General features: G+C 69.0%; 22 protein-coding genes, 1 tRNA gene and 2 pseudogenes. 12 read left to right on the top strand and 13 right to left on the bottom strand.

The window, feature by feature from the left end; translation table 11 throughout:
• Window positions 1-38: 38 nt before the first annotated feature.
• A complete protein-coding gene (locus ACFZAT_RS16105) occupies window positions 39-560 on the bottom strand; it encodes a DUF2617 family protein (RefSeq protein ID WP_391264752.1) in 522 nt (173 codons plus the stop codon).
• A 338-nt stretch (window positions 561-898) separates the two neighbouring features.
• Entirely contained in the window at window positions 899-1,216 is a 318-nt protein-coding gene (locus tag ACFZAT_RS16110) for a hypothetical protein (protein ID WP_391264754.1), read from the bottom strand.
• Between the two features lie 136 nt (window positions 1,217-1,352).
• On the opposite strand from ACFZAT_RS16110, the gene ACFZAT_RS16115 reads away from it, so the two are divergent.
• On the top strand, window positions 1,353-2,531 hold the full coding sequence (locus ACFZAT_RS16115) for a pyridoxal phosphate-dependent aminotransferase (protein ID WP_391264756.1): 1,179 nt from the start codon (window positions 1,353-1,355) through the stop codon (window positions 2,529-2,531).
• Window positions 2,532-2,588: 57 nt separating this feature from the next.
• On the opposite strand, the gene ACFZAT_RS16120 is transcribed toward ACFZAT_RS16115, so the two are convergent.
• From ACFZAT_RS16120 to clpB, 3 genes are all read right to left on the bottom strand, one after another.
• On the bottom strand, window positions 2,589-3,152 hold the full coding sequence (locus ACFZAT_RS16120; protein ID WP_073966484.1) for a YbjN domain-containing protein: 564 nt from the start codon (window positions 3,150-3,152) through the stop codon (window positions 2,589-2,591).
• An 80-nt stretch (window positions 3,153-3,232) separates the two neighbouring features.
• Window positions 3,233-4,498 (bottom strand): MFS transporter, encoded by a 1,266-nt coding sequence (locus ACFZAT_RS16125; RefSeq protein ID WP_391264759.1) that lies wholly within the window; start codon window positions 4,496-4,498, stop codon window positions 3,233-3,235.
• A gap of 310 nt (window positions 4,499-4,808) precedes the next feature.
• Complete coding sequence (gene clpB, locus ACFZAT_RS16130) at window positions 4,809-7,403, bottom strand: ATP-dependent chaperone ClpB (RefSeq protein WP_391264761.1); 2,595 nt, start codon at window positions 7,401-7,403, stop codon at window positions 4,809-4,811.
• Between the two features lie 214 nt (window positions 7,404-7,617).
• Between clpB and ACFZAT_RS16135 the strand changes: the two genes are divergently transcribed.
• Entirely contained in the window at window positions 7,618-8,022 is a 405-nt protein-coding gene (locus ACFZAT_RS16135; RefSeq protein WP_391264763.1) for a TIGR03618 family F420-dependent PPOX class oxidoreductase, read from the top strand.
• A 105-nt stretch (window positions 8,023-8,127) separates the two neighbouring features.
• On the opposite strand, the gene ACFZAT_RS16140 is transcribed toward ACFZAT_RS16135, so the two are convergent.
• A complete protein-coding gene (locus ACFZAT_RS16140; RefSeq protein WP_391264765.1) occupies window positions 8,128-8,448 on the bottom strand; it encodes a (2Fe-2S)-binding protein in 321 nt (106 codons plus the stop codon).
• Between the two features lie 333 nt (window positions 8,449-8,781).
• Between ACFZAT_RS16140 and ACFZAT_RS16145 the strand changes: the two genes are divergently transcribed.
• The 3 genes and pseudogenes from ACFZAT_RS16145 to ACFZAT_RS16155 all read left to right on the top strand — a co-directional run bounded on the left by ACFZAT_RS16145 (window position 8,782) and on the right by ACFZAT_RS16155 (window position 10,259).
• Complete coding sequence (locus tag ACFZAT_RS16145; RefSeq protein WP_391264767.1) at window positions 8,782-9,792, top strand: helix-turn-helix transcriptional regulator; 1,011 nt, start codon at window positions 8,782-8,784, stop codon at window positions 9,790-9,792.
• A gap of 171 nt (window positions 9,793-9,963) precedes the next feature.
• Window positions 9,964-10,124: pseudogene (locus tag ACFZAT_RS16150) on the top strand (helix-turn-helix transcriptional regulator); the annotation flags it as partial.
• Window positions 10,125-10,259, top strand: a complete 135-nt coding sequence (locus tag ACFZAT_RS16155; RefSeq protein ID WP_391265033.1) for a hypothetical protein — start codon at window positions 10,125-10,127, stop codon at window positions 10,257-10,259.
• Window positions 10,260-10,278: 19 nt separating this feature from the next.
• On the opposite strand, the gene ACFZAT_RS16160 is transcribed toward ACFZAT_RS16155, so the two are convergent.
• The 4 genes from ACFZAT_RS16160 to dnaK form a co-directional block, all read right to left on the bottom strand.
• Window positions 10,279-10,725 (bottom strand): heat shock protein transcriptional repressor HspR, encoded by a 447-nt coding sequence (locus tag ACFZAT_RS16160; protein WP_018522258.1) that lies wholly within the window; start codon window positions 10,723-10,725, stop codon window positions 10,279-10,281.
• Between the two features lies 1 nt (window position 10,726).
• Window positions 10,727-11,914 carry a molecular chaperone DnaJ gene (gene dnaJ, locus ACFZAT_RS16165; RefSeq protein WP_391264770.1) on the bottom strand — a complete coding sequence of 396 codons (1,188 nt, stop codon included), beginning with the start codon at window positions 11,912-11,914 and terminating at the stop codon, window positions 10,727-10,729.
• A 132-nt stretch (window positions 11,915-12,046) separates the two neighbouring features.
• Window positions 12,047-12,697, bottom strand: a complete 651-nt coding sequence (gene grpE / locus ACFZAT_RS16170) for a nucleotide exchange factor GrpE (RefSeq protein WP_391264772.1) — start codon at window positions 12,695-12,697, stop codon at window positions 12,047-12,049.
• A complete protein-coding gene (dnaK, locus tag ACFZAT_RS16175) occupies window positions 12,694-14,553 on the bottom strand; it encodes a molecular chaperone DnaK (RefSeq protein ID WP_391264775.1) in 1,860 nt (619 codons plus the stop codon). Before dnaK ends, grpE begins: the two co-directional genes overlap by 4 nt.
• A gap of 249 nt (window positions 14,554-14,802) precedes the next feature.
• On the opposite strand from dnaK, the gene ACFZAT_RS16180 reads away from it, so the two are divergent.
• From ACFZAT_RS16180 to ACFZAT_RS16190, 3 genes are all read left to right on the top strand, one after another.
• Window positions 14,803-15,420, top strand: a complete 618-nt coding sequence (locus ACFZAT_RS16180) for a sugar transferase (protein WP_391264777.1) — start codon at window positions 14,803-14,805, stop codon at window positions 15,418-15,420.
• Between the two features lie 138 nt (window positions 15,421-15,558).
• Window positions 15,559-17,826, top strand: coding sequence for a heterodisulfide reductase-related iron-sulfur binding cluster (locus ACFZAT_RS16185; RefSeq protein ID WP_391264780.1), 2,268 nt, complete (start codon window positions 15,559-15,561; stop codon window positions 17,824-17,826).
• 209 nt (window positions 17,827-18,035) lie between these two features.
• The gene (locus ACFZAT_RS16190) at window positions 18,036-18,980 is read left to right on the top strand and encodes a YIP1 family protein (RefSeq protein ID WP_391264782.1); all 945 of its coding nucleotides are present in this window, start codon (window positions 18,036-18,038) and stop codon (window positions 18,978-18,980) included.
• A gap of 67 nt (window positions 18,981-19,047) precedes the next feature.
• Here ACFZAT_RS16190 and ACFZAT_RS16195 read toward each other — a convergent pair whose 3' ends face one another.
• Together ACFZAT_RS16195 and dcd are read right to left on the bottom strand one after the other, a co-directional pair.
• Entirely contained in the window at window positions 19,048-19,548 is a 501-nt protein-coding gene (locus tag ACFZAT_RS16195) for a phosphoribosyltransferase family protein (RefSeq protein ID WP_391264784.1), read from the bottom strand.
• 7 nt (window positions 19,549-19,555) lie between these two features.
• A complete protein-coding gene (dcd, locus tag ACFZAT_RS16200) occupies window positions 19,556-20,131 on the bottom strand; it encodes a dCTP deaminase (protein WP_018102070.1) in 576 nt (191 codons plus the stop codon).
• Between the two features lie 453 nt (window positions 20,132-20,584).
• On the opposite strand from dcd, the gene ACFZAT_RS16205 reads away from it, so the two are divergent.
• From ACFZAT_RS16205 to ACFZAT_RS16220, 4 genes and pseudogenes are all read left to right on the top strand, one after another.
• Window positions 20,585-20,658, top strand: a tRNA-Gly gene (locus ACFZAT_RS16205).
• 97 nt (window positions 20,659-20,755) lie between these two features.
• Window positions 20,756-21,103, top strand: a complete 348-nt coding sequence (locus ACFZAT_RS16210; protein ID WP_391264787.1) for a transcriptional regulator — start codon at window positions 20,756-20,758, stop codon at window positions 21,101-21,103.
• A pseudogene (locus ACFZAT_RS16215) lies at window positions 21,100-21,773 on the top strand (nucleotidyl transferase AbiEii/AbiGii toxin family protein). Before ACFZAT_RS16210 ends, ACFZAT_RS16215 begins: the two are co-directional and overlap by 4 nt.
• A gap of 386 nt (window positions 21,774-22,159) precedes the next feature.
• A complete protein-coding gene (locus tag ACFZAT_RS16220) occupies window positions 22,160-23,140 on the top strand; it encodes an RNA polymerase subunit sigma-70 (RefSeq protein WP_391264789.1) in 981 nt (326 codons plus the stop codon).
• Here ACFZAT_RS16220 and ACFZAT_RS16225 read toward each other — a convergent pair whose 3' ends face one another.
• A complete protein-coding gene (locus ACFZAT_RS16225; protein WP_391264791.1) occupies window positions 23,141-23,356 on the bottom strand; it encodes a DUF4287 domain-containing protein in 216 nt (71 codons plus the stop codon).
• Between the last annotated feature and the right edge of the window lie 5 nt (window positions 23,357-23,361).

Raw genomic sequence — 23,361 nt, forward strand, 5'->3', positions numbered from 1 at the left:
GGGTGTAACTGGCGCACCCGAAGCGCGGCGGGCGTGCGTCACAGCGCCACCGCGGGCGTCCGTACGCCCACCCGGGTCCGCGTGACGACGAGCTGGCCCTCCTGCGGGTACGCGTGCCAGGTGCGCCACCGCACCTGGCCCTCCGTCCGCTGGGCGAGCATGGCCGTGAAGGCGTGCGGGCTGCCCGGAAACGTTCCGGCCAGGCCGTGGGGATGGTCGGCGACGAGCGCCAGCAGTTCCTGTGCGCGCCCGGCGAAGGAACCCGCGCTCAGCGTCTCGACGCGGGCGGCGAACTCGTACTCCCAGTCGCCGACCCGCTTGGCGACGCCCAGCGGCAGCGGCGTGCTGCTGCCGGGCATACAGGCGACGGTCTCGGAACAGCTGCCCTGCTCCTCTTCCAGAAGCACCTGGTGGGAGGCGCCGAGCAGCCGCAACTGCATCGTGGCGCCGCCGAGTTCGAGGTCGAGGACGGCCAGCGCGGGAAGCGGCTCGCGCCCCAGCGCCCAGGCCAGATCGGCGGCACGGGTATCGGAATAGGCCGTATGAAGGGTCGTGAGCATGGGTCGGCTCCGCAAACACGCATGGACACATGGACAGGGGACGCCCCCGCGTCGTGCGCGTGGGAGGTGGGAAGCGCCCGATCAGGTCCAACTGGGGTCCGAGGGCTGGATGTTCTCTCCCATGAGGGAATCACGAACTACGCCGCACTCACAGCGTTTTTGCCCAACTTGCCGGGGTTTCCATCCCCCTCGGGGGGCCTTCCGCTCACCTGTTCACCGCAGACCCATGAGAGGCCCAACAAAAAGGAGCCCGGAGGGACTTGGCGCGTGCCACCGCGCGTCCCCCCGGGCCCCCGGGCGTGTGCACGGACACGCCCTCGCGGACCAACTGCCCCGTGTCAGCTGCCTCCGCCGCATCCGCCCCCGCCGCCGCAGGAGGAGCCCCCGCCGCACGAGGACCCCCCGCCGCAGGAGTGACCGCCCGAGTGGCCTCCGGAGTGGCCTCCGGAGTGGCCGCCCGAGTGCCCACCGCTGCCGCAGGACGAGCCGCCGCCGCTGTCCCCGGCCCACCAGCTGCCCCCGGCGGCCGAGCCGCCCGCCGTGCCGCGCCGCCTGCTGCGCGCCGGCGTACGCCCCCGCCCGCCGGCCCCCGCCAGCTTCGCGACGAGGAACACGACCAGCACGAACAGAATCACGCCTACCAGCACACCGCCCATGACCTCACGTCCTTCCTTCCCCCGAAGCGAGGCCCCCCGCTCCGCGCCCCATCCGGCGTGCAGGGGAGATGCCCCTGCCGCCGCACGGCCAAAGCAGACTTGAGCAAGTCCAGAGCTTGCGCGCAGGATGGCGGCCATGACACACGGACGACCGCTGCTCAACCGCCGCCTCGCCGAGTTCGGCACGACGATCTTCGCGGAGATGTCCGCGCTGGCCGTCCGCACCGGAGCCATCAATCTCGGCCAGGGCTTCCCGGACACCGACGGCCCCGAGGAAGTCCGCGAGGCCGCGGTGCGTGCCCTGCGCGACGGGCGGGGAAACCAGTACCCGCCCGGCCCCGGCGTCCCCGAGCTGCGCACCGCGATCACGGGCCACCAGCAGCGGCGCTACGGCCTGGCGTACGACCCCGACACGGAGGTGCTGGTCACCGCGGGCGCCACCGAGGCCATCGCCGCCTCGCTCCTGGCGCTCCTGGAACCCGGCGACGAGGTCATCGCGCTGGAGCCGTACTACGACTCGTACGCCGCCTCCATCGCGATGGCGGGCGCCACGCGCGTTCCCGTCACGCTGCGCCCCGACACCTCCGCGGGCACCTACCGGCTGGATCTCGATGAACTGCGCGCGGCGGTCACCCGGCGTACCCGGCTGCTGCTGATCAACACCCCGCACAACCCCACCGGCACCGTTCTCAGCCGCGAGGAACTGCACGCGATCGCGGAGCTGGCCTGCGAGCACGACCTGCTCGTCGTCACCGACGAGGTGTACGAACATCTGGTCTTCGAAGGCGAACACCTGCCGCTGGCCGGCTTCCCCGGCATGCGCGACCGCACGGTCACCATTTCTTCCGCCGGCAAAACATTCTCGTACACCGGCTGGAAGATCGGCTGGGTCACCGGCAGCGCCGAGCTGGTGACGGCGGTGCGCTCGGCGAAGCAGTATCTGACGTACGTCTCCGGCGGGCCGCTCCAGTACGCCGTCGCCGAGGCGCTGCACCTGCCCGACAGCTTCTACGAGGAACTGCGCGCGGACCTGCGCACCAAGCGGGACCTGCTGTGCGCGGGCCTCGCCGAGGCCGGGTTCGCGGTGTACCGGCCGGCCGGCACGTACTTCGTCACCACCGACATCCGCCCGCTCGACGCGGCCGGTGACGGCATCGCGTTCTGCCGGGCACTGCCGGAACGCTGCGCAGTGGTCGCCGTCCCCAACGCCGTCTTCTACGACCACCGCGACGAGGGCGCGCCCTTCGTGCGCTTCACGTTCTGCAAGAGGACGGACGTGCTCGAAGAGGCCGTCACCAGGCTCAAGCAGCTGTGACACACGACGAGGCCCGGTGCGGGATTCCCGCGCCGGGCCTCGTCGAAACGCCTGCGCTCAGGCGTCCGGAGCCGACTGCTCGGTGCCGTCCTCGGGCTTCTGCTCGGCCGGGGCCAGACCCAGGCGCTCCAGCAGCCACTTGTCGAACTCGATCGAGGCGCGCACCCAGCTGACCGTCGAGGAGACGAAGTGCTCCAGGGAGACGCCGGTGCCGATGAGCATCTGCGCCTCACCGATCAGCCGGACCGAGGGGCCGGCCTCCTCGGAGCCCTCCTCGGGCTCGTGGGTGTGCGTGTAGACCTTGGGCCACAGGGTGCGGCGGTTCCAGTCGTCGATCGCGTCGAGGAGGACCGGACGCTGGTCCGTGGCGTGCGGGCGGTCGTAGAACGTACGGACCGAGAAGACCTGCTGTTCGCCCTCGCCGCGGAACATGAAGTACGTGCGGAATTCCTCCCACGGCGCGGCGAGGTCGCCCTCGTCGTCGACGACGTACTTCAGCTCCATCTGGTCCAGCAGCTGCTTGACGAGGTCCTGGTCAGGGACGACGGGGCCCTCCGGTCCTGCCGCCTGCGGTTCGGGCTGAGCCCCGAAGTTAGGAATCGAGGACGGGTCGATAGACATCGCTGGTACTCCTGTGGATCTCGTGGTTTCCTGCCGACGACCCTAACCGCGTTTGGCCGTCGCGGCGTAGACCGCCCGGGCTACGCCTTCTCCGGGATCATCCCCGCCCCGGCCCCCCGCACCCGGGCCCAGGCAGCGGCGGCCAGGGCGGCACAGACAACCCCCAGGACCCCGGCGGCCCCGATGGTGGTCGCCGAGGAGCCGGTCAGCTCGGTCACAGCGCCCCCGGACGCCACGCCGATGCCCTGCATGGCGATCATCCCCGACCGGGCGAGCCCCAGCGCCTGGCCCCGCCGGTCGGCCGGGGTCAGCAGGACGAAGGTGGCCCCGGCGGTGACCTGGTACGCCGAGCACACTCCGGCGACGAACAGCAGCAGCATGGCTACTTCCGCACTGGGATCGAGCAGGTAGCCGGCCAGCGGCAGATTCGCGGCGACGGCCAGCGGGCCCAGCAGCCGACGCCGGGTCTCGTCCCCGATCCCCGGCCGTACGAGCACGGCCGCACCCAGCACCATTCCCGCCGGATGCGAGGCCAGCAACAGCCCCACCGCGTAGGCCCCGCCGCCGGCCTCGTCCGCGAACGGGGCGGCCAGCCCCTCCGGCAGGACGACGAAGCCGGCGAGCCAGCCCATGACGAGCAGCGAGCGGAGCCTGCGGTCCGACCAGATCAGTGCGGCGGCGGCGCCGACCTGCGCGCCGAGCTTCGCCGTGCGGGCCTCGGCGCTCGCGACCGGGCGGGCCTTCACCCCGAATCTGATGATGACCGCCGAGAGCAGGAAGGTCGCCGCGTTCACCGCCAGCGAGCGGCTGCTGCCCAGCCACGCGACGATCAGGCCGCCCCCGGCGAATCCGACCAGCTGGCCGGCCTGATGGGTGATCTGCATGATCCGCTGGCCGCGCTCGTAGCGCTCGACGCCTAGCAGGGTGGGCAGCATCGCGCCCTGGGCCGCGCTGAACGGCGCCTCGGCCAGTTGCGCCAGCACCAGCATCCCGGCGAGCAGCGGCAGAGGCATACCCGGCAACGCCATCAGCCCGACCAGCACCATCCGGGTGAGATCGCAGGTGACCATGACCGTGCGCCGGGGAAACCGGTCCGCGAGGCCGGAGAGCAGTACTCCGGACAACAGGGCCGGCAAGGTGGTCAGGGCGTAGGTCGCCGCGGTCCATCCCGGTGATTCCGTACGCTCGAAAACAAGCAATGACAACGCCACGCGAGCCAGCTGGTCGCCCAGGATCGACTGAGCATAAGCAGACCAAAGGGTACGGAATTCGCCAAGGTGAAAGAGATTGTCAGATCTGGACTTCTTGGGCCCGTTGTTTATCTCATCGCCTATCCGCTCGTTCATGCGGGCACGCTACCGGCCGCCCGATTCGAGCTCTAACCCCTGCGACGGGAAGGCTGCCGCAGGTGCAGCGCGGTGTCCTGTTTATGCGTGCACGTCGGGCCGCACCGCGCGGCTCTGTGCCCCGAACTCCCTTGCCAGGAGGGATGTGAGAGGGCCCACGACCGTTCCCCGGCAGGAGTTGACGCACCGAGGACGGTCTTGGCCTTTGGCTCGATATCGATGTTGAAAAATGGATCACCCGGAGCGGGAATGTGACCCCCGACTTCTCGGGTGTCACATTCCCGGCCGACCGTCCCCTGCCCGGCCGCTCTCAGCTCGCCGTGCCCACGATCAGGCCGTCCTCGAAGCGGTCCACGCGAACCGTGTCGCCGTCCCGGATCTCGCCCGCCAGGATCTCCTTCGCGAGGCGGTCGCCGATCGCCGTCTGGATGAGGCGGCGCAGCGGCCGGGCGCCGTACGCCGGGTCGTTGCCCTCCTCGGCCAGCCAGGCCAGGGCCTCCGGGGTGACGTCCAGGGTGAGCCTGCGGTCGGCCAGGCGCTTGGCGAGCCGGTCGATCTGGAGGCCCGCGATGTGCGCCAGCTCGTCGCCGGACAGGGCGGAGAAGACCACCAGGTCGTCAAGACGGTTCAGGAATTCCGGCTTGAAGGAGGCCCGGACGACCTCCAGGACCTGGTTCTTCTTCTCTTCCGATTTGGTCAGCGGATCGGTCAGGAACTGGCTGCCGAGGTTGGACGTCAGGATCAGGATGGTGTTCCGGAAGTCCACCGTCCGGCCCTGTCCGTCGGTGAGCCGGCCGTCGTCGAGGACCTGGAGCAGGATGTCGAAGACCTCGGGGTGGGCCTTCTCGACCTCGTCCAGCAGGACGACCGTGTACGGGCGGCGGCGGACCGCCTCCGTGAGCTGGCCGCCCTCCTCGTAACCGACGTAACCGGGCGGGGCGCCGACCAGCCTGGCGACGCTGTGCTTCTCGCTGTACTCGCTCATGTCGATGCGGACCATGGCCCGCTCGTCGTCGAAGAGGAAGTCCGCGAGGGCCTTCGCCAGTTCGGTCTTGCCGACCCCGGTCGGGCCGAGGAACAGGAACGAGCCGGTCGGGCGGTCGGGGTCGGCGATGCCGGCGCGGGTGCGGCGTACCGCGTCCGAGACGGCCTGCACGGCCTCGGTCTGCCCGATCAGCCGCTTGCCCAGCTCCGACTCCATGCGCAGCAGCTTCTGCGTCTCGCCCTCCAGGAGGCGGCCGGCCGGGATGCCCGTCCAGGCGCCCACGACATCGGCGATGTCGTCCGGTCCGACCTCTTCCTTGACCAGGGTCTCCTTGGGCTCGCGGGCGGCCTCCTGCTCGGCCTCGTCGGCTTCGGCCAGCTCGCGTTCCAGGCCGGGGATCTCCCCGTACAGCAGCTTCGACGCGGTGTCGAAGTCGCCGTCACGCTGGGCACGTTCGGCCTGGCCGCGCAGGTCGTCCAGGCGTTCCTTCAGCTCACCGACCCGGTTGAGGCCCTGCTTCTCCTTCTCCCAGCGGGCGTTGAGGCCGCGCAGCTCCTCCTCCTTGTCGGCGAGGTCGCGACGCAGCTTCTCCAGACGCTGCTTGGAGGCGGCGTCGGTCTCGTTCCTGAGGGCCAGCTCCTCCATGTGCAGCCGGTCGACGGAGCGCTGGAGCTCATCGATCTCGACGGGCGAGGAGTCGATCTCCATGCGCAGCCGTGAGGCCGCCTCGTCCACGAGGTCGATGGCCTTGTCGGGCAGAAAGCGGGAGGTGATGTAGCGGTCGGACAGGGTCGCGGCGGCGACCAGGGACGCGTCTGCGATCTGGACCTTGTGGTGGGCCTCGTAACGCCCCTTGAGGCCGCGGAGGATCGCGATGGTGTCCTCGACGGACGGCTCGGCGACCAGCACCTGTTGGAAGCGGCGCTCCAAGGCGGGGTCCTTCTCGATCCGCTCGCGGTACTCGTCGAGCGTGGTCGCGCCGACCATCCGCAGCTCGCCGCGGGCCAGCATCGGCTTGAGCATGTTGCCCGCGTCCATCGCGGAGTCGCCGCCGGCGCCCGCGCCCACGACGGTGTGCAGCTCGTCGATGAACGTGATGATCTGGCCGTCGCTCTCCTTGATCTCGGAGAGGACGGTCTTCAGGCGCTCCTCGAACTCGCCGCGGTACTTCGCGCCCGCGACCATGGCGCCCAGGTCGAGCGAGACGAGCCGTTTGTCCTTGAGGGATTCGGGAACGTCGCCCTTCACGATGCGCTGGGCGAGCCCTTCGACCACGGCGGTCTTGCCGACGCCCGGCTCACCGATGAGCACCGGGTTGTTCTTGGTGCGCCGCGAGAGCACCTGGACGACGCGGCGGATCTCCTGGTCCCGGCCGATGACCGGGTCGAGCTTGCCCTCGCGGGCGGCGGCGGTGAAGTCCGTGCCGAATTTCTCCAGGGCCTTGTACTGGCCCTCCGGGTCGGGAGTGGTCACCCGGCGCCCTCCCCTGCTCTTCTCGAACGCGTCCAGCAGCCTCTTCGCACTGGCCCCCTGCCCGTCGAGGATCTCACCGGCCCGGCCGCCCTTCGCGGCGGTCCCGATCAGCAGGTGCTCGGTGGAGACGTAGTCGTCGCCCAGTTCCTTGGCGCGCTGCGCGGCGTCCGCGATGACGGCGAGCAGCTCGCGGTTGGGCTGGGGCGGGGCGACGGTCGACCCGGTCACGCTGGGCTGCGCGGCCAGGAGCCGTTCCGTCTCGGTGCGCACGGCGATCTGGTCGGCCTCGACGGCGGCCAGCAGATCGACCAGATTCTCGTTGTCCTCGCCCGCGAGCAGCGCGAGCAGCAGATGGCCCGGGGTCAGATCGGCATGCCCGTCCTTCACGGCCCTGCTGGTGGCCGCGTTGAGGGCGTCCCTGCTCCTGTTGGTCAGCTCGGCGTCCACGTGCGCTGTCTCCTCCTTGCGATGACGAGTCCGTTCCCACTACTGACACGGTCAACGTGCACAAAGTTGAGTCTATTCCACTCAAGGCTGATCGCGGCCAGGGTTGAGCGCATTCCACTCAAGGCGAAATGCGGCCCTGCCCCTCTTCCGAGTGAACCGGCCGTCGCGGGCACCCGCCACCGCAGGCCGTTCCCGCCCGCATACGCTGGGACCCATGGCAGTCGACGTACACCAGCCGAGCCCCGAGTACCTCGCGTTCTGGCGCGAGAGCCACGTGTGCACGCTCACCACGCCCCGCCCGGACGGCACGCCGCACGTGGTCCCGGTGTGCGTGACGTACGACCCCGAGGCCGGCCTCGCCCGGGTCATCACCAACAAGCACAGCCGCAAGGTGGCCAACATCCTGGCCGCGGGCCCGGAGGGCGCCCGGGTCGCGGCGTGCCAGGTGCACCGCCGCCGCTGGGCGACCCTGGAGGGCGTGGCCCGGGTCAGCGCGGACCCGGAGCGGGTCGCGGAGGCCGTACGCCGCCACACGGAGCGCTACGACCGGGTGCCGTCCCCCAATCCGGACCGGGTCGTCATCGAGATCACCCTGGACCGGGCGCTGGGCCGCGGCTGAGCGGGCCGCCCGCGGGCAAAGCACAACGGCGCCACCGTGTTCAGGTCACGGTGGCGCCGTTGTGTGGGGGAAGTGACTGAGCGACGTGGAACGACGGGGGATCGCTCAGGCACTGTGGGGGGTGGCGGCAATGGCTTCGGGTTCGAACAGCTGGTGGTCACGCTGTGCGAGATTCACAAAAATCATGTCGTACCGGATGGCACAGCGCACCGGCTGCGGCGCACCCCGCGGCTTGCGCAGGCAACGGTAGGCACGGACCTCACCGTCGTCCTCGCGGGCGACGACGACCGGGTCGCCGAACAGAGTGACCATCAACGAGTCACCACGGTGGGGCAGCGCCGTGACGAGATCGATGAAATGCCACCCTGACCGGTAGGCGGTCGCCATCTCACGCCGGAAGGTCCGGTCGTCCGGGGGGGTGGTCATGTCAGGCGCCCGACCGGGCCGGCTGAATCCAGGCGATGTCGCCGGGGACTGCCTTTCCGCTGGACCAGGCAATGTCGCCCGCAGCGACGTCCGCCCGGGTCGACCAGGCAATGTCTCCAGCCGCCGCCCCGCCCCCGACCCTCGATGCAATGCCGCTGCCGCTCAGGGCCACGAGCCCCAGAGCCGCGACGAACGAGGCGGCAAGCGCCGAGCGAAGCATTCGCTTATACATAGTCGGCTTCGTCCTCACTTGTGGATTCTTCTCCCCCGCACCAAAGACGATGTCTCACCTGGGCACACGAACACCACTGAGTCGATGCATCATGTTCCTGCATGTTCATGAACCTGGGGGGTGGAGAAATGGTCACAAGCGATATAAAGCCGACACATCCTCATGGCATCACTGAGCTCTGTGCCGAAGGAAGGCATCTCTACGCGAGTGCGCTGCGTTCAGGCCGCATCACGCGGGCCGAGGTCGAACCCGCCCCCTGCCTCATGGACTTCGCACTGCTGCACCCCGACCCCGACGACGCCGCCTGGCTCAGGCCCGTACCGCCGTCGGCCGCACTGGCGAAGCATCTCAATCCCATCGAGCGCGAAATCCAGGAGCGGCGCCGGCACTCGGTCCGACTGGCCGAATCCTTCGTACCGTTCATGGACATCAGCGCGCAGGACGCGCCGACAACCCACGCCATCACTGTGCTGGAGGGCTTCAACCGGATCAACGCGGCGCTCGATCTGGCCACTGCAGAGTGCCTGACCGAAGTCCTCACCGTCCAGCCCGGCGGCGGCCGGAGCGAGGACCGGCTCAACGAGGCGCTGGAGCGCGGACTGTCCGTCGTGGACCGCGGTGTCAGCATTCGCACCCTCTACCAGCACACGGTCCGCCACAGCCCCGGAACCCTGGCGTACGCCGAGCAGATAGCCAACAAGAATGTCGAGATCCGGACCCTCGAAGAGCTCATCGAGCGGCTCATCATCTTCGATCGCACGGTCGCGTTCATCCCTGCGACGGACGACCGGCAGAACGCCCTGGAACTGCGCCACCCCGGCCTGGTCGAGTATCTGGTCAAGGTATTCGAGCAGTTGTGGGCCCGGGCCGCCCCGTTGCGCGAAGAGATCAAGTACGACTCCGTACCCCGTGGCCTCAGCGGTGTCCAGCGTTCCATAGCCCAACTGCTCGTCGAGGGGCATGTAGACGACTCGATCGCGCGGCGCCTGGGAATGAACGTCCGTACCTGCCGGGCCCATGTCGCCAAGCTCGCTGCCGCTCTCGGCAGCACCAGCCGCGCCCAACTCGGCTATCTGATCGCCCGGTCAGGAATCCTGGACCAGGATTCCTGACCGGGCGGCCGCGGCCCCAAAGATCCCCACCCCCCGGGCCGGGCGGGCGATCCACGCAATGGGGGAGAGCATGGCAACGCCCTTGATCAGCCGGTCGAGTTCCCGGCTCCCCCGACTCGTCCAGACTGGCCCGGGAACTGGGCCGGCACCACCGTCATCTTGCTGCACGGCTGGATCCCGCCGGTGCCTCCGTCCGCGGCGCTCGCCCATCTGCTCCAGCCGGTCACCCGCGAGATCCACGAACGCATCAGGCTCTCCGCGGCCCTGGCCGACTCCCTGGCACCCCTGGCCCCGTCGCCGGCACCGACCCCAACCTCGCGATCACGAAGCTCATGCACACCCTCAACGCCACCAGCCGCACCCACCTCGGCGCCCTGCTCGTCCGGTCCGGCCTCGCGGAGGGCCCCTCCGGGCCCGTGTGGGCTGACAACGCGAAGCGGCCCGCCACACCCGGAGAACCGGGGTGACGGGCCGCGTGGCGCGGGGTCAGTCCTTGGGGCGCTTGGGGCGCCAGACCACCAGGGCGCTGGTCTGCTGCACGTCCTGGTACGGGACCAGGTCGCGCCGGTAGGACGCGTGGACCTGGGCCTCGCGCTGCTGCATGGCCGCCGCGGCGCCGTCCACGGCCGCCGAGAGTTCGGCGACGCGCTGCTGGAGCGCCGCGACCTGGTTCTCCAGCTCGATGATGCGCTTGATGCCGGCGAGGTTGATGCCCTCGTCCTGCGACAGCTGCTGCACCGTACGCAGCAGCTCGATGTCGCGGGCCGAGTAGCGCCGGCCGCGTCCGGCCGTGCGGTCGGGCGAGACCAGGCCGAGGCGGTCGTACTGGCGCAGTGTCTGCGGATGCAGGCCCGAGAGCTGGGCCGCGATCGAGATCACGTACACCGGTGACTCGTCGGTCAGTTCATAAGGATTACGCCGTCGGCCGTCCACCTCAAGCTCCCTTCGCCGCCTGGAACAGCTCCGCCCTCGGGTCATGCCCCGCGGTCGCCTTGCGGTATGCCTCCAGCGCGTCCCGGGCCTCGGTACCGAGGTCGGTCGGCACGGTCACCTCGACGGTGACCAGGAGGTCGCCCCGGGTGCCGTCCTTGCGGACCGCGCCCTTGCCGCGGGCCCGCATCGTACGCCCATTCGGCGTACCGGCCGGTAGCTTGAGTGTCACGGGCGGTCCGCCGAGCGTCGGCACCTTCACCTCGCCGCCGAGCGCCGCCTCCGTGAAGGTGACGGGCACCGTGACGGTGAGGTTGTCGCCCTTGCGGCCGAAGACCGGGTGGGCGTCGACGTGGACCACGACGTACAGATCGCCGGCGGGTCCGCCGCGCTCGCCCGGGGCGCCCTTGCCGCGCAGCCGGATGCGCTGCCCGTCCGAGACGCCCGCCGGGATGCGCACCTGCATGGTCTTCGAGGAGCGGGCCCGGCCGCTGCCCTTGCAGACGTCGCAGGGGTCCTGGGCGATGAGGCCGCGGCCCTTGCAGTCCACGCACGGGTCGGTCAGCGAGAAACCGCCGCCGCTGCCGCGCGAGACCTGACCGGTGCCGACACAGGTCGGGCAGACCCTGGGGGTGCCGTTCTTGTCGCCGGTGCCGGAACACGCCTTGCAGGGGGCCTGGCTGGACATCCTGAGCGGGACGGTGGCCCCGTCGACCGCTTCGGTGAAGCTGAGCGTCACCTCGGACTCGATGTCCTGGCCGCGCCGCGGCTGCACCCTCGTTCCGGCGCCGCCGCCGCGATTGAAGAGGCCGCCGAACACGTCGCCGAGGCCGCCGCCGCCGAAGCCGCCTGCGCCGCCGCCCTGACCCCCGCCCGGGGCGCCTCCGAAGAGGTCCCCCAGGTCGAAGTTGAAGTTGCCCTGGGCGCCGCCCGGCCCGGCTCGGAAGCCGCCGTTGCCGAAGAGGGCGCGCGCCTCGTCGTACTCCTTGCGCCTCTTGGCGTCACCGAGGACGTCATTCGCCTCGGAGATCTCCTTGAAGCGCTCCTCCGCCTTGTCGTCGCCCTTGTTGGCGTCCGGATGGAACTCGCGTGCGAGCTTCCGGTACGCCTTCTTGATCTCGGCGTCGGTGGCGTCCTTGGGGACGCCGAGAACCTTGTAGTAGTCCTTCTCGACGAAGTCCTTCGTACTCATCGACGTCCCTCCTTCCGGACGACCGGCCGGGAGCCCCCCGTCCGGGCGGCGCCGGGCCCGCAGGCCCTGGCACCGGCCGGACGGGAGGCCCTGGTGGCCAGGCGGTGTACTGCCAGGTGATCGGACAGGATGTCAGACCTCCTCGCCGCCACCGCTCTCCTCGTCGTCTGCCTTCTCTTCCTTCGCGGCCGCGGGAGCCGCCCCCGGCTGGGGTTCGGCGACCGCGACCCGCGCGGGGCGGATGGTGCGCTCGCCGATCCGGTAACCGGGCTGCAGGATCGCCACGCAGGTCGTCTCCGTGACGTCCGGCGCGTAGCTGTGCATCAGGGCCTCGTGGACCGTCGGGTCGAAGGGCTCGCCCTCCTTGCCGAACTGCTGGAGGCCCAGCTTCGCGACGACCGTCTCCAGCGATTCGGCCACCGACTTGAACCCGCCCACGAGTTCGCCGTGCTCCCGGGCCCGGCCCACGTCGTCCAGGACGGGCAGCAGCTCGGACAGGAGGTTCGCGACGGCGATCTCCTTGACCGTGACCCGGTCCCGCTCCACACGGCGGCGGTAGTTCTGGTATTCGGCCTGAAGCCGCTGGAGGTCGCCGGTGCGCTCGCTGAGCGCCGTGCGGACCTGGTCCAGCTGCGCGGTCAGGGCCGTGGTCTCGTTCGCGTCCCCGGCCGGGGCCGCCGCCTCCTCCTCGGAGGGGGTGGCGGCCTTCGGCTCGGCGTCGTCAGAGGTGGCGCCGGAGGGGACGTCGGGCTTCTCCTCGAAGCCCGGAGTCTCCTCGGTCACGCCGCACCGCCCTTGGAGTCCTTCTCGTCGTCCACGATCTCGGCGTCGACGACATCGTCCTGGGCGTCGCCCTGGGCCTGCTCGGCACCGGGCTGCGCGTCACCCTGCGGGCCACCCTCGGCCTGGGCGTTGGCGTACATCGCCTGGCCCAGCTTCTGGGAAACGGCCGCGACCTTCTCGGTGGCCGTGCGGATCTCGGCGGAGTCCTCGCCCTTGAGCTTCTCCTTCAGCTCGGCGACCGCGGTCTCCACCTCCGTCTTCACGTCGGCCGGGACCTTGTCCTCGTTGTCCTTGAGGAACTTCTCGGTCTGGTAGACGAGCTGCTCGCCCTGGTTGCGCGACTCGGCGGCCTCGCGGCGGGCGTGGTCCTCCTCCGCGTACTTCTCGGCCTCCTCACGCATCCGGTTGACCTCGTCCTTCGGCAGCGAGGAGCCGCCGGTGACGGTCATCTTCTGCTCCTTGCCGGTGCCGAGGTCCTTGGCCGTCACGTGCATGATGCCGTTGGCGTCGATGTCGAAGGAGACCTCGATCTGCGGGACACCGCGGGGGGCCGGCGGCAGACCGGTCAGCTCGAACATCCCGAGCTTCTTGTTGTACGCCGCGATCTCGCGCTCGCCCTGGTAGACCTGGATCTGCACGGACGGCTGGTTGTCCTCGGCCGTCGTGAAGATCTCGGACCGCTTGGTCGGGATCGTGGTGTTGCGCTCGATGAGCTTGGTCATGATGCCGCCCTTGGTCTCGATACCGAGGGACAGCGGGGTGACGTCGAGGAGCAGGACGTCCTTGACCTCGCCCTTGAGGACACCGGCCTGGAGCGAGGCGCCGATGGCGACGACCTCGTCCGGGTTCACACCCTTGTTGGCCTCCTGGCCGCCGGTCAGCTCCTTGACGAGCTCGGCGACGGCCGGCATGCGGGTGGAGCCACCGACGAGAACGACGTGGTCGATCTCGGAGAGCTGGATGCCCGCGTCCTTGATGACGTTGTGGAACGGGGTCTTGCAGCGGTCCAGGAGGTCCGCGGTGAGCTGCTGGAACTGCGAGCGCGTGAGCTTCTCGTCCAGGTGCAGCGGGCCCTCGGCCGACGCCGTGATGTACGGCAGGTTGATCGTGGTCTCCGTCGAGGAGGACAGCTCGATCTTCGCCTTCTCCGCGGCCTCGCGGAGACGCTGGAGAGCCATCTTGTCCTTGGACAGGTCCACGCCGTGTCCGTTGGCGAACTGCTTCACCAGGTAGTCGACGACGCGCTGGTCCCAGTCGTCACCACCGAGGTGGTTGTCACCGTTGGTGGCCTTCACCTCGACGACGCCGTCGCCGATCTCCAGGAGCGACACGTCGAAGGTGCCGCCACCGAGGTCGAAGACGAGGATCGTCTGGTCGTCCTTGTCGAGCCCGTACGCCAGCGCGGCGGCGGTCGGCTCGTTGACGATGCGCAGGACGTTCAGGCCCGCGATCTCGCCGGCCTCCTTGGTCGCCTGACGCTCGGAGTCGTTGAAGTACGCCGGGACGGTGATCACCGCGTCGGTGACCTTCTCGCCCAGGTAGGACTCCGCGTCGCGCTTCAGCTTCTGCAGGATGAAGGCGCTCATCTGCTGCGGGTTGAAGCTCTTGCCGTCCAGGTCGATCTTCCAGTCAGTGCCCATGTGGCGCTTGACGGAGCGGATGGTCCTGTCGACGTTGGTCACAGCCTGGCGCTTGGCGACCTCGCCGACCAGCACCTCGCCGTTCTTCGCGAAGGCGACGACGGACGGCGTGGTCCTGGCGCCCTCTGCGTTGGTGATGACGGTGGGCTCGCCGCCTTCGAGAACGCTGACGACGGAGTTAGTCGTGCCCAGGTCGATGCCGACCGCACGTGCCATTTCGATTCCTCCAACTGACTACTTGAGTGGATCTGACTCAAGGATGCACGACTCGCCTGCCGGAGTCAACAGACCTGAGTCGAGCAGACTCAACTTAGGTGCTCGCAGTGCGCGCCATCGGCGACACCTGGCGCCTCGGACGCCGCACAGCCCTTCCCCATCATGGCCGCATGGGATCGTTCTGTCACAAAATGCCGCGAGCAGCACAAAAGCGGCATTGGATCCGCCGATTGCAGGCAGGTGCGAACGATGCGTACGCAGAATCAGTGGGGAAGCGGACCCCGGCCGCGCCGCCGGCGCCTGCCCCGGATCCCCCGCCCGACCGCCGAACGCACCCTCGATCTGACCCTCGGTTCGGCCCTGCTGCTGCTCGCCTCCCCTTTACTGGCCGCCGCCGCCCTGGCGCTGGCCGTACGGGGCCGCCGCGTGACGCGGCGCTCCCCGCGCACCGGACTGCACGGCACCCCCTTCGTCCTGCGCTCCCTGGACACCCGGTGGCTGAAGCTGGACGTGGTGTCACGCCTGCACCACGTGGTACGCGGCGAGCTCTCCCTCGTCGGACCCGCGCCGCTCGCCCCGGGCGACGCGCGGAACGGCAGCGGGGGCGCCCGGCAGTGGCGCCAGGAGCTGAAGCCCGGACTGACCGGCCTGGCCCAGGTGCGGCACCGCTCGGGGATGCCGTGGGACGAGGCGGACCTCCTGGACCAGCACTACGCCGAGCACCGGGGGCTGCGGCTGGACCTGGCGGTCCTCGCCGAGGCCGTACGCGTACCCCTGCGCGAGGCGGCCCACACCTTGCCGTGGCCCGGCAAGGCACGCCTGAGCGACACAGATCACCGCCTGCCCGGCTACAGGACAGCGGAATAAGTGGGTAGTGTCGGCACAGACTGATTAAGTTACTGCTTAGTAGTAGCGATACTCGTAGTCCCAGTGGTCACTGGAAAGACGCAGTACTCGCTAGTAGACGCTGGATCGATCCCACCTCGCAGGCCCGAGGAGCCCCCAATGCAACTCGCCGCGATCATCGTGTCGCTGGTGCTGACCGTGGTCGGCGTTGCGCTCATCGCCCGAGCCGTCGCGCAGATCTACCGGTTCGTCACGCTCGGACAGCCGGTCCCGGCCGGCAGCCGCACCGACTCCGTGAAACAGCGCACGATCACGCTGGCCAAGGAGTTCGTCGGCCACACCAGGATGAACCGATGGGGCATCATCGGCATCGCCCACTGGTTCGTCGCCGTCGGCTTCCTGACCCTGGGCCTGACCATCGTCACGGCATACGGTCAGCTGTTCAAGGCCGACTGGGTCCTGCCCGTCCTCGGCGGCTGGCTGCCGTACGAGGTGTACACGGAGTTCATCGCGCTCGCGACGACCGTGGGCATCCTCGTCCTCATCGCGATCCGCCAGCTGAACCTGCCCTCCCGGGCCGGCCGCAAGTCGCGTTTCGCGGGGTCGAAGATGGGCCAGGCGTACTTCGTCGAGGCCGTCATCCTCGTCATCGGTCTCGCGATCATGACACTGCGCGGCCTTGAGGGCGCGCTGCACCACGTGGACGGCTACGAGGCCGCGTACTTCGCCTCGTACCCCCTGGTCGCGGCGTTCAAGGGGCTCAGCCTCGGCACCCTCCAGAACCTCGTCTACCTCACCGCGATGATCAAGCTCGGCGTCACCATGGCCTGGGCGATCACCGTGGGCCTCAACACCAACATGGGCGTCGCCTGGCACCGCTTCCTGGCCTTCCCGAACATCTGGTTCAAGCGGAACGCGGACGGCGCGGTGGCGCTCGGCGCCCTCCAGCCGATGACGACCGGCGGCAAGGAGATCGACTGGGAGGACCCCGCCGAGGACGCCGTCTTCGGTGTCTCCCAGGTCGAGCAGTTCTCCTGGAAGGGCATCCTCGACTTCTCCACCTGCACCGAGTGCGGCCGCTGCCAGTCGCAGTGCCCCGCCTGGAACACCGGCAAGCCGCTCTCCCCGAAGCTCCTGATCATGTCGCTGCGCGACCACGCGCACGCCAAGGCCCCGTACCTGCTGGCCGGTGGCGGCAAGGACATGGAGGGCGAGGAGAAGGCGACCGAGGAGCAGCTGAAGGACGTCCCCGCGGCCGCCCTCGCGGAGGCCGAGCGCCCGCTGATCGGCACGGTCGAGGAGAACGGCGTCATCGACCCGGACGTCCTCTGGTCCTGCACCACCTGCGGTGCGTGCGTGGAGCAGTGCCCGGTCGACATCGAGCACATCGACCACATCGTCGACATGCGCCGCTACCAGGTGATGATCGAGTCCGCGTTCCCGTCCGAGGCGGGGACCATGCTCAAGAACCTGGAGAAGAAGGGCAACCCCTGGGGGCTCGCCAAGAAGCAGCGCGTCGAGTGGACCAAGGAGGTCGACTTCGAGGTCCCGATCGTCGGCAAGGACGTCGAGGACCTCACCGAGGTCGACTACCTCTACTGGGTCGGCTGCGCCGGCGCCCTGGAGGACCGCGCCAAGAAGACCACCAAGGCCTTCGCGGAGCTGCTGCACATCGCGGGCGTCAAGTTCGCGATCATGGGCGGCGACGAGAAGTGCACCGGTGACTCGGCCCGCCGTCTCGGCAACGAGCCGCTGTTCCAGCAGCTCGGCGCGGAGAACGTCGCGATGCTGAACATGGCGTTCGGCGAGGACGACGAGGACGACTCGACGAAGAAGGCCAAGGCCGCGAAGAAGATCGTCGCGACCTGCCCGCACTGCTTCAACACGATCGCGAACGAGTACCCGCAGCTGGGCGGCGAGTACGAGGTCATCCACCACACGCAGCTGCTCCAGCACCTCATCGACGAGGGCAAGCTGATCCCGGTGACCCCGGTCGAGGGTCTGATCACGTACCACGACCCCTGCTACCTGGGCCGTCACAACAAGATCTACACGCCCCCGCGCGAGATCATCGCGAAGGTGCCGGGTCTCCGGAACGAGGAGATGCACCGTCACAAGGAGCGCGGCTTCTGCTGCGGCGCCGGTGGTGCCCGGATGTGGATGGAGGAGCGGATCGGCAAGCGCATCAACAACGAGCGCGTCGACGAGGCCCTCTCCCTCAACCCGGACATCGTCTCGACGGCCTGCCCGTTCTGCCTGGTCATGCTGACCGACTCGGTCAACGGCAAGAAGAACGACGGCAAGGCGAAGGAGTCCGTCCAGGTCGTGGACGTCTCCCAGCTGCTGCTCGACTCCGTGAAGACCCCGGCCGACCCGGCGGGCGACCCGGAGTCGGCGGACGAACCGGAGCCGGAACCGGCGAAGTAGCCGGAGCGGCGTCACGGCGCGGTGAAGCGGTCGGACCTGCCTCGGGGGCAGGACCGGCCGCTTCCGCGTTTCCCTTCCGCGTTTCCCCTGCGGAAGGGTGGGGAAAGCCCCCCGGGGTTCCCCTAGGGGATGTCACAGCTGGGCGTCAAAGGCCGGTACTTCCCCGGCCCCGGGCTCTCGTAACCGGCGGACCGGGTACGTTCGATGACGTGGCTGGATTCAGGATCGGACGCGGCCGGGACAACCGCACCCCGCAGCAAGGGCAACAGCAACCGCGGCAGCAGCCGTACGGCAATCAGGCACCGCCGCCGTACGGGCAGCAGCAATGGCCGCCGTCGGGAGGACAGGGCGCCCCGCACCACGCCGCACCGGGTCACCACGGCGGCCGCCAAGGGGGTGGTGGCTACCCGGGCGGCGGCTACGCCGGCGCCGGTCCGGACGAGCCGGAGTACTTCACCGACCCGACGCCGTACCCGTATCCCCAGGGCCCCAACCACGGCGGCGACCCGTACGCGAACAATCCGGGTCACACGCAGGCGTTCCGCGTGGACGAGGAGCCGTACAGCGACGGCAACGCCTACCGCGCCGGCCACGCGCCCGCGGCCCCCATAGGCCCGCGCCTGCACTGGAAGCAATTGCTGAGCGGCATCGTGACGCGCCCCGGCCCGACGTTCTGGCAGATGCGCGACTACGCGGTCTGGGGTCCGGCCCTGATCGTGACGTTCCTGTACGGCCTGCTGGCGCTCTTCGGCTTCGACCAGGCGCGCGACGACGCGATCCACGCCCCGGTCTCCAGCGCCGTGCCCTACGTGATCCTCACGGGCGTCTGCTTCGTGCTCGGCGGCCTGGTACTCGGCGCGGTCACCCACACACTGGCCCGCCAGCTCGGCGGCGACGGCGCGTGGCAGCCGACGGTGGGCCTCTCCATGCTGATCATGTCGATCACGGACGTCCCGCGCCTGGTCTTCGCGATCTTCCTGGGCGGCGAGAACGCACTGGTCGTCATCCTCGGCTGGGTCACCTGGCTGGCCGCGGCGGCGCTCCTCACCTCGATGGTGAGCAAGTCGCACGACCTGCCGTGGCCGAAGGCGCTGGGCGCGTCGGCGATCCAGCTGCTCGCGCTGGTGTCGATCCTGAAGCTGGGCACGATCTGACGGCTGCGCCGCACGTACGCGAAAGGGCCCCGGGTGACCGGGGCCCTTTCGCGCTGCGAGGCTGTTACTACGCGTCGAGGACCTGCCCACTGCGCCGCACGACGGGCTTCTCGACACTCCACGGGAAGTTGATCCAGCGGTCGGTCTTCTTCCACACGTACTCGCACTTCACGAGCGAGTGCGACTTCTCGTAGATGACCGCGGACCGCACCTCGGCGACGTGGTCGATGCAGAAGTCGCGCACCAGCTTCAGCGTCTTGCCGGTGTCGGCGACGTCGTCGGCGATGAGGACCTTCTTGTCCGAGAAGTCGATCACGTTGGGCACGGGCGCCAGCATGACCGGCATCTCCAGGGTGGTGCCCACGCCCGTGTAGAACTCCACGTTCACCAGGTGGATGTTCTTGCAGTCCAGCGCGTACGCCAGACCGCCCGCGACGAACACACCGCCGCGCGCGATGCTCAGCACCACGTCCGGCTCGTACCCGTCGTCGGCCACGGCCTGCGCCAGCTCCCGCACGGCGTGCCCGAAGCCGTCGTACGTCAGGTTCTCGCGTACATCGTCAGTCATCGGGCCCTCACACCTGCGTCCGGTGGAAATTCATGAAGGAGCGCGACGCGGTGGGACCGCGCTGCCCCTGATATCGCGACCCGTACCGCTCGGAGCCGTAAGGGAACTCCGAAGGAGAACTCAGCCGGAACATGCACAGCTGGCCGATCTTCATTCCGGGCCAGAGCTTTATCGGCAGCGTCGCGAGATTCGACAGCTCAAGGGTCACATGCCCGGAGAAGCCCGGGTCGATGAAGCCCGCCGTGGAATGCGTGACCAGCCCGAGCCGGCCGAGCGAGCTCTTTCCCTCCAGCCGCGACGCGAGATCGTCGGGCAGCGAGATGACCTCGTACGTCGACGCCAGCACGAACTCCCCGGGGTGCAGGATGAACGCGTCGTCCCCCTCCGGTTCGACGGTGCGGGTGAGATCCACCTGCTCGACGGCGGGGTCGATGTGCGGGTAGCGGTGGTTCTCGAACACCCGGAAATAGCGGTCGAGCCGCACGTCGATGCTCGACGGCTGCACCATCGACGCGTCGAATGGATCAATGCGTACGCGTCCGGCGTCGATCTCGGCGCGGATGTCCTTGTCTGAGAGAAGCACCCACCGAGGATACGCAGAACGCGCGGGCCCGCCCTCATCGGGCCGCCCGCGCGCCTGTCGTCCGTCACCCGCCGCCGCTACCGCTGCTCAAGCACCACGGGCACGGCATGCCGCAACCGAGCACACCGGGGACACCGGATGAGCCGCCCGGGCCCGATCCGCCCTGCCCCGAGCTGCTGCATCGGAAACGAGCTGGTTGCGAAAACGTGCCCTTCGGCACAGCGGACGACGGTGCGCTCCATGGAGTCCATCAAGTCCCTTCCCCATCAAGCCGTGGACGAGACCGCCACATTAGGGGATGAACAGGGCCCCCTCCACACACCACTCCGCCCACCCACGCTACGCCCCCAACTCCCGCGCCGCGCACAGCGGATCCGGGACGTCGCCGCGAGGGGATCACGATGGGGTACAGTGTCCGAGGATGCGCCGCTGGATACCACATCGGCCATTTTCGCGGGTGTAGTTTAATGGTAGAACATGAGCTTCCCAAGCTCAGAGCGCGAGTTCGATTCTCGTCACCCGCTCCATGAAAAAGCCCCAGGCCAGTGGCCCGGGGCTTCTTTGTTTGGGTCACCTTGGATGCGTTCGGTCGGCTTCGGTGGCCTCTCCCTGGATAATCGACGTATGGCATCACAGCCCAGCCTTTCCGATCTCCGTCGTGCCAAGTTCGCCCGGCGCATGCCCGCAGCGCTGTCCGAGCTCGCCGGCCCCGAGCACGGCACGGTGAGCCTGCCGCTCCCCCTTGCGTGGTCGGGACTGACCACGTTCGACCTCGACCAGCCACGGCTGCGGATGAGCTATTACCGCATCGTCCTGGCCGAGGGCCAGCACGACGACCTGGTGCGGTACCTCAATCGCAGCCTCCTCGTCAGCCTGTGGCCCACACTGCGCACGCTGATCAGCCGTGATGTCCGTGAAGTCTGGGAACGCGCCTTCGACGAGCTGGCTCACAGTGCCCAGGCTGCTGCGTGAACCTCACCGACCTGCACCGTCGCCTGCTGGCTGATGTGCTCGCCGTAGGTGGCGAATACCCTCTGGCGCTTACCGGTGGCTACGCTGTCCAGGCGCACGGCGCCTGGTCGATCGGCTCAGCCAGGACCTCGATGTCGCGACCGAAAATCCCCAGCGCATGGAGGACATCGCGACCGCCGTACGCATCGGCTTGGAGCACTGCGGATGGCAGGTCAGTGCTCTGGAAACAGACCCGCTGTCCGCGCGCCTGATCGTCACCGACCCTGTCAGCCGTGACGAGTGCGAGGTCGACATCCTCAAGGAAGCACTCTGGCGGCCCCCCGTACACACAGAGCACGGCTTGGTGCTCTCCCTCGAAGACGTCGTCGGCACCAAGGTCCGCGCACTGGCCGACCGGGGTCTCGCCAGGGACCTGATCGACGTACAGGCCGCCACGAACCGCTGGAGCCACGTCGAACTCGAAGAGCTCGGACGGCGTCACGCCCGCGACTCCTTCGACCTGAGCGAGCTCCAAGCACGGTTGATGGGAGCCGACTGGATCGACGACACGGAATTCGCCGCCTACGGACTCGACGAGCAAGCAACAATCGGGCTGCGCCAGTGGGCACAGGCATGGGCCACCGACATCGGCGAACGACTCCAAGAGCTGGAGACTCCGCACGAAGACTGATGGCCGCGTGGAGACCGGACATGCTCAGCAAGATGCACGTCTGGCCAGTCAGCACCCAGCGAACGTGCCCCATCCGTGCCCTTCAGAGCGGACAACCGCGGTCACGTGCGGTATCCATAGACCACACCGACCTCACACATCCCGACCGAACACGCAGGTCAGGACCACTTTCACTGACCCAGAATCGCTGATTCCCAAGCTCAGAGCGCGAGTTCGATTCTCGTCACCCGCTCTTCCATGAACCCCCAGGTCGTAGACCTGGGGGTCCGTCGTTGCCCAGACCTCAGGATCGCCGCACATGCCCGCAGCCCTATCGTTATGCGCGCCGGACGGGCACGCCTGGCCACATGCTGAGGTGGCGCGTCGTCGAGAGCGGGGGGAGCGGCATGGATGACGAGGCGCGGGCGACGGTGCTGGAACTTGAGCCATACCGAGGCGAGTTGGTTCGTTACTGCTATCGCATGCTGGGGTCGTACGCAGAAGCCGAGGACGCCGCTCAGCAGACCCTCGTCCGAGCTTGGCAGAACGCCGGGCAGTTCGAGGGCAGGTCGTCCCTGCGCTCATGGGTGTACCGCATCGCCACCAACGTGTGTCTGGACGCCCTGGCTGCCGGGAGGCGGCGGGCGCTGCCGATGGACCTGTCCGGGCCGTCGGACGGCGCCGCGCCTCCAGGCGCACCGGCGGACAGCACGCTGTGGATCAACCCTCTGCCCGATGGCGATCCGGCGGCTTCCGCGATGACCGGCGAGTCGGTGCGGCTGGCGTTCGTCGCCGCGCTCCAGCACCTGCCGCCCAAGCAGCGAGCCACGCTGCTCCTGCGGGATGTCCTCGGCTTCTCGGCCCGCGAGGTCGCCGACCTGCACGGCTGCACCCTCGCCTCCGCCAACAGCGCTCTCCAGCGGGCCCGCGCCACTCTGGCCGACCGCCGGGACAGGACCGGCGAACTCGGCCTCCCGGCGCCCGGTGGCACCCAGCAGGTCCTGGCCGAGCGGTACGCGACGGCGTTCTCCCGGTACGACATGGAGGAGCTGGGATTGCTGCTCCACGTCGACGCCACTCTGTCCCTGCCGCCGTACGCGAAGTGGATGCGCGGGATGGCCGATATCAAGTCGTGGCTGACCGGACCAGCCGTCGGCTGCCGCGGTTCGCGGCTCATCCCGACCGTGGCGAACAGCTCCCCCGCCTTCGGCCAGTACCGGCCCCGTACGGATGGGACCGGCTACGAGCCCTGGGCTCTCCAAGTCCTCGAGTTCTCCGGCGACCGCATCGAGAGCATCACGGCATTCCGTGACACCGCGCTCCTCTTCCCTCTGTTCGGCCTGCCAGGACACCTGAGCGGTGAAGCATGTCCCGGCGTCCCGACCTGATCACTTGGCGCTGCCCTCGGCGAGTGTGTGGGCGACGAGGGCATTCGCATGACCGTGGCCGAGTCCGTGTTCGGACTTGAGCCAGCCGACCAGCTCCATGTGCTTGGTGAGCGGGGAGGAACGAATGAGACCCTTCCACTCCGCGATCGGACGGCCGTACTTCTTCTCGATGGACGGGAAGTAACTGGCAGGGCCTTTCACCGCGTTGTCGTTCATGGTTG

This window comes from Streptomyces sp. NPDC008163 (genome assembly GCF_042956885.1).
In the GTDB taxonomy this organism is placed as follows: Bacteria; Actinomycetota; Actinomycetes; order Streptomycetales; family Streptomycetaceae; genus Streptomyces; species Streptomyces drozdowiczii_A.